5 protein-coding genes and 1 pseudogene are annotated in these 6,436 nt (G+C 60.6%); 2 read left to right on the top strand and 4 right to left on the bottom strand.

What is annotated here, in order from left to right; translation table 11 throughout:
- Nucleotides 1-120 (bottom strand): annotated as a pseudogene (locus RMO15_RS33545) (transposase); the annotation flags it as partial.
- A 107-nt stretch (nt 121-227) separates the two neighbouring features.
- Between RMO15_RS33545 and RMO15_RS32060 the strand changes: the two are divergent.
- Nucleotides 228-1,019: a hypothetical protein gene (locus RMO15_RS32060; RefSeq protein WP_309723030.1), complete on the top strand. Its 792-nt coding sequence runs from the start codon at nt 228-230 to the stop codon at nt 1,017-1,019.
- A 13-nt stretch (nt 1,020-1,032) separates the two neighbouring features.
- Here RMO15_RS32060 and RMO15_RS32065 read toward each other — a convergent pair whose 3' ends face one another.
- Nucleotides 1,033-3,108, bottom strand: coding sequence for a TerD family protein (locus tag RMO15_RS32065; protein ID WP_309723033.1), 2,076 nt, complete (start codon nt 3,106-3,108; stop codon nt 1,033-1,035).
- Nucleotides 3,109-3,219: 111 nt separating this feature from the next.
- Nucleotides 3,220-4,125 carry a PfkB family carbohydrate kinase gene (locus tag RMO15_RS32070; protein ID WP_309723037.1) on the bottom strand — a complete coding sequence of 302 codons (906 nt, stop codon included), beginning with the start codon at nt 4,123-4,125 and terminating at the stop codon, nt 3,220-3,222.
- A gap of 25 nt (nt 4,126-4,150) precedes the next feature.
- On the opposite strand from RMO15_RS32070, the gene RMO15_RS32075 reads away from it, so the two are divergent.
- On the top strand, nt 4,151-5,257 hold the full coding sequence (locus tag RMO15_RS32075) for a CotH kinase family protein (protein WP_309723040.1): 1,107 nt from the start codon (nt 4,151-4,153) through the stop codon (nt 5,255-5,257).
- A 7-nt stretch (nt 5,258-5,264) separates the two neighbouring features.
- Here the strand turns inward: RMO15_RS32075 and RMO15_RS32080 are convergent.
- Nucleotides 5,265-6,436 (bottom strand): DHHA1 domain-containing protein (locus RMO15_RS32080; protein WP_309723043.1); only part of this gene is annotated, 1,172 nt, incomplete at its 5' end.

A 6,436-nucleotide genomic window follows, 5' to 3' on the forward strand; every position in this document is an offset into this window, starting at 1 on the left:
TCCTGCGAATCGCTTCCTCCATCTATAGAAGGTGTTCGGGCTGAGGTTATGCTCCTGGCAAATTTCAGCGATTGTTTTCTCTGCTCGCTCTGCCTGCTGGAGTATTGCGAGTATCTGTTGGTCGTTGTATTGACCTTGTTACACGGTTGGTTCTCCCGAGGGGGGCAAGCCCGCCTCTGGTCTGGATACCAACTCAGTCACTGGACCAGTTTTCGGGGGGCAGCGCAGTGCGGCTGACACCGAGTGGCAAGCAGGTGATTGTTCGTGAGATGCCAAACGAGTTTTTCAAAGAGGGGTTCGAGCGGGCCTACTCCTTCGATGAGATCCGTCATGTGGGGGCGGCGACGAAGCCAAAGGCGCCCGCGCCAAAACCTGCTGGCACCGCACCAGCACCCCCGCTACGCGGCGGCGGCTTACTCTCACAGGTGGATATCCTGAACTATTTGCGGACACGGCTGGGGGATCAGCCCTTCCTGCACCCCGACCGAGAGGCGATTCGCAAGGAGTTGGGGGAGCTGATCAAGCAGCGTGGGGTGAACTTCCGCTACGAGAACCTCTCCGATTTTTCCAACCAGCTTGGGAAATATGGTGCTAGCTCCGAGGTGATCTTCCCGATCCAGGACAACTACGGCCTCCCAACCAAGCAGGCATTCTTGATGGGAACTTGGGGCATGGATATTATTGGGGCACCAGTGACGGTGACGCGTGGGGATAAGGTCTATCGGCAGGGGGAGCTGGGAGCCAAGGGGGGCGTGCTCACGATCACGCCAAACGGTACCTACACCTGGCAGGCCTACAACAAAGACACACCCGATCAGCTCATCCGAGGTTCCTGGCGCAAGGCGACTCCCACAGAGATGCGCTACCAGGGTGGCGATGGCATTGTCTTGCTCAAGGCCAAGAGTGGCTGGGACTGGGTAGTCTGTCAGGATCGCCAGGCGACTAGTGGAGAGTGGGTGCGGGTCGCGGAGGTTGTCTCTCGCCAAGTACGGGAGTTTGGGGCTCGTATGAAGCGCTAAATAGGCGATCGCCTCACAGGAGAAACTGTGAGGCTATCTCTTCTTGGCGATAGGGCAAGCCACTCTTCACCGAGAAAATTGTCTGTGCCTCGCTGGGCGTCTCGACAAGCTGGCCACGTGCGATAATGTGCAGGTGGAGCAGGTCGTAGAGATCGGCCTTGTTGAGCTCGTTTAGGGCACTCAGGGCCACGCCGATCCCACGCTTGCTGCTCTCGACATTGTTGTTGATGCCTCCAAGGCTGCGTAGCGCAAGATCACACCACAGAACACGCTCCTCGACCACGTCAATGGCCAACGGAACCGCGATTCGGGTGTTGGCGGTGATGTCCAAGCGATCCTGCACGGTCTTGGGCTCGAAGACCTCACCCGAGCCTGCGTGACTGCGGGCCATCCAGCCTGCGAAGCACTCGGGCAGGTCAATGTAGGGCTGGTTGGTGTAGCTGTGCAGCGTCATGACCACGAAGCGAATCCCGGCCTCGCGGAGCTGGGATAGATCAACGTCAATAAACTCGCTCGCGCCCTCGGGGGCGTCCACGATATCGCCACTATGCATCCCACCAAACTCCTTGAGGTTGTAGTACGAGAGTACATTTTGGTACTTGTAGTTCGCGTCAAAGAGCGATGCTGAGAGGTCAATATCTGTGCGGTCGTTGCCGTTTTTCCACCAGATAAAAAAGCGCAGAGTCTTGCACTTGTCGGGGAGGGGCAGGCGGCTCCCGCGCACCAGCGTGCGAAGCGACTTGGAGGCCGAGCGGGTGGCAAAGGGGACGATGTAGTTCATGAGCGCCGGGTCTAGGTAGCACCTTCCCAGCGGGGGGAGCTTGGCAAAGCGCCCGATCAGCGCCGCCTCACACGCGGCTACCACGACCCCCCCGATGTGTTTTTCCAGTGGCGCGTGGGTGTTGGGAAGCGCATACGCCTCTCCTACCTGGCCTTTTGGGAAAAACACCCGGAGCGCAGGTGGCTGGTGGCGCACTAAGAAATGCTGGCGAACCTGGAGCAAGACGGGCGTCGAGACCCGCTCCACGCAGGTAGAAAACGCATCCAGTGTGGCACTTGCATTCTCTTTATCCACGCGTAGCAGATGGTCTAAACGGCGTGCCAGCTCACCGGGGCGCTCCGCAAGGCGCAGGCGTGCTGAAGCGAAGTCCTGCGCGTCTAGCGCTCGCTCGATGGCACTGTTAAAGGTCGGGGAGGGCAGGTCGTTGCGCAGGACATGAAACGCGGCCACAGTCTTGGGGAAGCGTGTGGCAAACTCGCCGGGATGGAGTTTCTCGCCGAGCCGCAGCCAGCGGCCCTTCCAGCGCAGCATGTCCTCCACGGCATCGGGGATGCGCTCCAGCAAGCCTAAAATCGCGCGGCGCTCGGGGCGGGAGAGCGTGCGGAACTTACACGCCTCGGCCAGCGAGAGATCGCCGCCGCTGAGGGCAACCGCGAGGCGCAGGACGTCCGTCGCCGTGCGCAGATAACGCCCTGCAAGCTCAGGAAGCGTCGTAAAGAGTAGGCCACAGACAAAGGCCGCGTTCTCTTTTTGTGGGATTTTCTCAGGAAACAGGCGCTCCACAGTGGCACCGTAGTACGAGACAAACCACTCGATATCCTCACGATCCTGCGCGGAGAGCGACGTGTTGGAGGCGGCGAGCTGCGTGAAGAGCTGCTCAAAGTCTGCGAGTGTCCCCAAGGTGATGGGAATGAGCTCGGGCTGGTCTTTGAGCTTGGTGTGCTTCTTCTCTTGCTGCGGCGGACGGTACTTGCCACCCGTCCAGTAGTGCAGAATCGCGCTGACATAGAGCTCGGCGTCACTGGCCTTCATCACATCGTGCGGAAAGTTGGGCCAGAACGGCTTGAAGGTCTGGTGGGCACCCTTGGCTCGCTTCAGCTCGGCGATGAGGTCGTGGTAGAACGCCGTCAGCGCTGTGAGCGTGAGCAGGCGGCAGGCTTCCAGAATCTCAGGAGCCAGCGCAAAGCCCAGCGCCTCGACGTTCTTGGCGAGGGTCGCAACGGGCGCATAGAGAAGCTGCGGCGCGTCTGGCGTGCCTTCCGGGACGAGGATCTTATTGCGGCGGCGCAGGTAGAGGGCGTTGTTCATGGAAAAATAAAATGTCTGCGGAGAGCGGGAACCCTGGTTTTTCGTAAATGAAGAGAAGGAAGGACTCCCATAGCCGCAGACACTCTATTATCGCCTATTTTCTGGATTTTGCTAAAGCTGGGCCAGGAGAAACGCTTCGACGGTCTCTTGGTTGGGGAGTCCCGCGCGGTTGCCGTAGTGCTGGATGCGAAGCGCGACCGTCGCCTGGGCGAACTGGGCGGCTTGGTGGGCGGGCATTCCGGTGGCATGTGCCCAGGCAAATGCACCGTGGAAGACATCGCCTGCGCCGCAGGTGTCTACTACGTTTGAGATCGGGAAGGCGGGCAGAAAGACGGGGGTGGGTTGCTCTTGCGTGGCGATCATGACGCCTTTCTCCGCGAGGGTGACACCGGCGACGCGCACGCCTGCCGCCAAAAATCCGCGCACTTGCTCGGCGGGGTTCTCGGCGTGCTCTGGGAACGCGCCTGCGCCGCCGCCCTTGCTGGCAAGTACTACATCGCAGAGAGGAAAGAGCTGCTCGCGGCCCTCGCGCATCGTGCCCAGATCAAACGAGACATGGCCGCCTGCCGCTTTCACGGTTTGCGCGGCATGGAGCGCACCACTAAGATCACGGCCATCTATATGGAGTAGGCTTGCCTGGCGCAGGAGCTCGTCGTGGGCGGGCGTGAAGGTCATGTGTGGAAGCTCTTCCGCGTAGTTTGCCAGTGTTCTTGAGCCGTCACGCTCATCCAGGAGCACCAGCGAGCGACTGGTGGCCGCGCCCTCCGCACGCTGAAAGTCTGCGGAGACGCCTTGCTCATCGAGGCTACGGGCCAGGTCGTCCGCGTCTCGGTCATCGCCCACCACACCGAGATAGAGACAAGAGAGCCCCCCCAGCTTGGCCACCGCGGTGAGCGCCACCGGAACGGGGCCACCCACTTGCTCGAAGTAGCGACTTGCTCGCGCCTTGGTGTCGCGCTCCCAGGCAGGCACCACCGCGACGAAGTCTTTATTGATCAGTCCGAAACCAACTACCATGGCTTTAGGGTACCCTTTTTTCATCATGACTCTCAATGATTTGATTGCTCGGCAGCTCGCTTTATTGCTGCCTCCAACGGACCCGAGCACACTACTCTTTAAGCCGACGGGCATCGTGCCCCTCTTTCAGATCACTGTGGACGCACCGAACTTAGACCTGCTGGGCAAAGACCCACGCAAGGCCGTGCGCTCGCAGATTCGGATCGGGGCACAAGAATACAAAGATGTTGGGCTCCACCTCAAGGGCGCGGCGGGCTCCTGGCGCGACTGGAACGATAAGCCAGGGCTTACCCTCAATTTTGATAAGTTTGTCAAGGGGCAGGAGCTCTTCGGGCTGGAGAAGCTCCATCTCAACAACGGCGTTCAGGACGGCAGTTACTTCCACGAGCTGCTCGCCAACGAGCTGGCGCTGGCAATGGGTGTTCCCGGCTGTCGGTGCACACACGCACTAGTGGAGCTCAATGGGCGTAAAGTGGGGCTCTACGTGCTCAAAGAGGGCTTTGATAAGACCTGGCTGCGGCGCAACTTTTCCAAGGAGGCCGAGGGCAATCTCTACGACGGCGGCTTCTGCACCGATATTGACGGCGAGCTAAAGCTGGATACCGGCACGGACAACCAGCGGCGTGATCTGAAGGCGCTTGCCGAGGCGTGCAGTCAGGGCTACGGCGCTGTAGAGCGCGTGGTGGACATCGAGCGCTTCTGTGCCAATGCGGCGCTGCAGATTATCACCACGGACTGGGACGGCTACATGCGCAAGCCCAACAACTATCGGGTCTTTCTGCCCACCAAAGGCAAGGCGGTTTTTATCCCCCATGGCATGGATCAGCTCTGGCAGAACCCGGAGGAGGGGATATTTCCTGGCTGGGGTGGGCGCGTGGCGCACGTGATCCTGGAGCACCCCGACGGTAAGAAACGTCTCCTCTCCCAGCTGAACGAGGCAACCCGGAGGCACTTTACAATGCCAAAGCTTCTCGGGCGCATAGACAGCCTTACGCCACGAACCCTGGTGGCCCTGAAAGCGACGGGGCGCTCGGAGTGGGCAGGCGGGTTTGAAAACGAGGTGCGTGGCCTGAAGGAGCGCCTCACGCAGCGCATGGCCTACCTACGAAAAGAGCTTCCCAAGCTGAGTTAGGTGGGAATTAAAGAGCTGGGCGCAAGTCCAGCAAGGTCAGCTCGACGCTGACTTTTCCGTTCCACTCGTTGAGTTTGGGGCTGTAGACGATGTCCACACGTTCGCCAGGCTGAACGCGCTCCGTCCAGTCGCCGGACTTGAAGCGCACGGCCTTGGTGGGCCACTGTTTCCCCGGGAGCTTGATCTGGAAGATCGCCGTATTGTTGTCTTTGCCCACACGCCGTGTCTCGGTGATAACGCCGCCGCAGGTGAGAAAGACGGGCTCCGGGTTGTCACGGCCAAAGGGGGCAAGTGCTTGAAACGACTCGATGAGCCCTTGGTTTAGCAGGCGTGTGTCGGGAAGTTCGGCATCTATCTCCAGAGTGATTGGCTCGGGCTCGTCACTGATCAGCCCCTCGGCAACCTCGTGGATGCGCTGACGGAACGCCTCTAGGTTTGCCGCTGAGACATTGACCCCCGCGCTCGCGGAGTGCCCACCGTAGCGCCCGAGCAGGTCGGCACAGCCATGAAGCGCATCTAGCAGGCTAAAGTTTCCATACGTGCGCCCAGAGCCGCCGTAGCTGTCGGTTTTCTCGTCGTAGCTCAGAATCAGGGTAGGGCGGCGAAGCAGCTCAGCGATCCGTCCCGCAACAATCCCGACCAGGCCCTTGCCCCAGCGAGCGCGTGCTAGCACCAGCACCCGCCGGTCTTCGTGCGTCAGTGCCTCGGCGAGTGCCTCTTGCACCACGCGCTCGGTCTCGGTGCGCCTTAAATCGTTGAGCGACTCGATCTGCGCGACAAGCTGCTCGGCTTCATCGGCATCTTTGGTGATGAGCAGGCGGTAGGCTAGATCGGCGTCTTCCATGCGCCCCGCCGCATTGAGGCGCGGTCCGAGCTGAAAGCCGATGCTTTCTGCCGTCAGGGGCTTGCCCTCCAGCCCGGCCCGTGCAAGCAGCAGCTTGATCCCGGTTTTCTTGCCCTGCGCCAAGGCTAAGAGCCCGTGCAAGACCAGAATGCGGTTCTCGCCTGCGAGTGTGCTGGCATCTGCAACCGTGCCTAGGGCGACTAAGTCCACAAAGTTGCGCCGGAAGGCTTGCAAGTGCTCGGGCTTGAGCCGTGCCGTGAGCGCGTCCAGCACTTTGAAAGCGACTCCCGCGCCACACAGGTCCCGAAAGGCAAGCTCACCCGCATCTTCTCGGT

The sequence above is a fragment of the Armatimonas sp. genome, from assembly GCF_031410135.1.
In the GTDB taxonomy this organism is placed as follows: domain Bacteria; phylum Armatimonadota; class Armatimonadia; order Armatimonadales; family Armatimonadaceae; genus Armatimonas.